Source organism: Defluviitalea raffinosedens (assembly GCF_016908775.1).
Classification (GTDB): Bacteria; Bacillota; Clostridia; order Lachnospirales; family Defluviitaleaceae; genus Defluviitalea; species Defluviitalea raffinosedens.
The window spans coordinates 1-1535 of record NZ_JAFBEP010000048.1 but is presented as its reverse complement, the minus strand read 5'-3'; the positions used below and the strand labels follow the sequence as shown (position 1 = coordinate 1535).

1 protein-coding gene is annotated in these 1535 nt (G+C 37.1%); it reads left to right on the top strand.

Translation table 11 applies throughout. The features are described 5' to 3' along the window. Positions 1 to 99: 99 nt before the first annotated feature. Positions 100 to 1476, top strand: coding sequence for an ISLre2 family transposase (locus JOD07_RS15240; RefSeq protein ID WP_204614651.1), 1377 nt, complete (start codon positions 100 to 102; stop codon positions 1474 to 1476). Positions 1477 to 1535 lie beyond the last annotated feature (59 nt).

The following is a 1535-nucleotide window of genomic DNA, read 5'->3' as shown; positions in this document are numbered from 1 at the left end:
CTTAGTGTAAAATTGTTCTAGGACAAAAAATAGCAAGAGACCACTCTTTTTGGTAAAATATTAGTCGCTGAAAACAATAAATACCAAGGAGGGTCTCTTGTGAATAATATTATACAGCAAATTTGTGAGAATTACATTAGTGAAATTTTAAATTTTTTTGATACAGATATAATCAGAACGCTCGATGAAATGGAGACAGAGCTTAAGAAAAAGACAGATAATTATATCAGAATTATGATAAAAACCTATCTCGAAGGACTTGATGAAGCAATAGCAGAAGATAAGGCGAGTAGGAAGAAAAAAGGTTATGTAGTTGAGCAGAAGGCAGTTAAGAGGGAAATATATACACAGTTTGGCAGTTTAGAATTTAATAGAAGATATTACATCAACAAGTTGAATGGTACTTACTCTTACCTTGTAGATAAAGTAGTAGGCATAGAAAGCTATGACAGAGTCAGCGCTTCTGTTTCGGCAGCCTTGGTTGAAAGTGCATCAGAAATGTCATACGCTAAGAGCAGCAAATATGTTTGTAATGGGGATATAAGCCGTCAAACAGTAATGAATAAAATCAGACGGACGAAAGAGCTTAAGGTGGAAGTTCCGGAAGAGAAGCGCAAAGTAAGATATCTGAATGTAGAAGCAGACGAAGATCATGTTTCACTGCAGGATGGAACCGATACAGTTGTTCCATTGATAAGCATACACGAAGGGGTAGAACGTATAGGTAAAAGGGGAAAATGTATCAACATTCATCATATAAGCAGCCATGGAAAGAGTATAGAGGATATATGGCAAGAAGCTGCAGAATGGATATATGCAGTCTATGATGTAGATAAAATAGAGAAGATATACCTACATGGGGATGGAGCGACATGGATAAAAACAGGATTGTCCTACTTACCCAAAGTGCAGTTTGTATTGGACAGGTATCATCTGAATAAGGCAATAAAGGAAGTATCCAGGGGAGATGAACTTGTCTGTGCCAAGCTGAAGGATGCAGTAACAGAAGCAGATAAAGAATATCTAAGAGAGATATGCAGAGAACTTCGAAAGAATGCAGAAAATGAGAAGGTAAAGGAAAAAGTAGATAATTTTAGGAATTATATCATAACAAATTGGGATGGGATAGTAGCATATCAGGAAGAAGGATCAAGAGGTAGCAATACAGAGGGGCATGTAAGTCATGTATTATCAAGCAGGTTAAGCAGCAGGCCGTCAGGGTGGAGCCGAGGTGGTCTTAAAGCAATGGCCGAGCTTAGAGCATACTGTTGCAGCGGTGGGCATATAGGAACTAAGCATATTAAAAAGAGTGAAGAATCTTACAAAGTAACAAAGAAAATACTGAATAAAGTTTCAAAGTCGTATAGGATAGCTTCTAAAGAAATGATACATAACATTACGGTACTGAACAATGGCAAGGTAAGTCAATTATACCGGGTACTGAGAAGTATAAAGAATAGTGGCTATATTATATGAGTTATCCCAAAAAGAGGGTTAACCTGCTTTTTAAAAACCGAGAACAAGTTGACACTGAC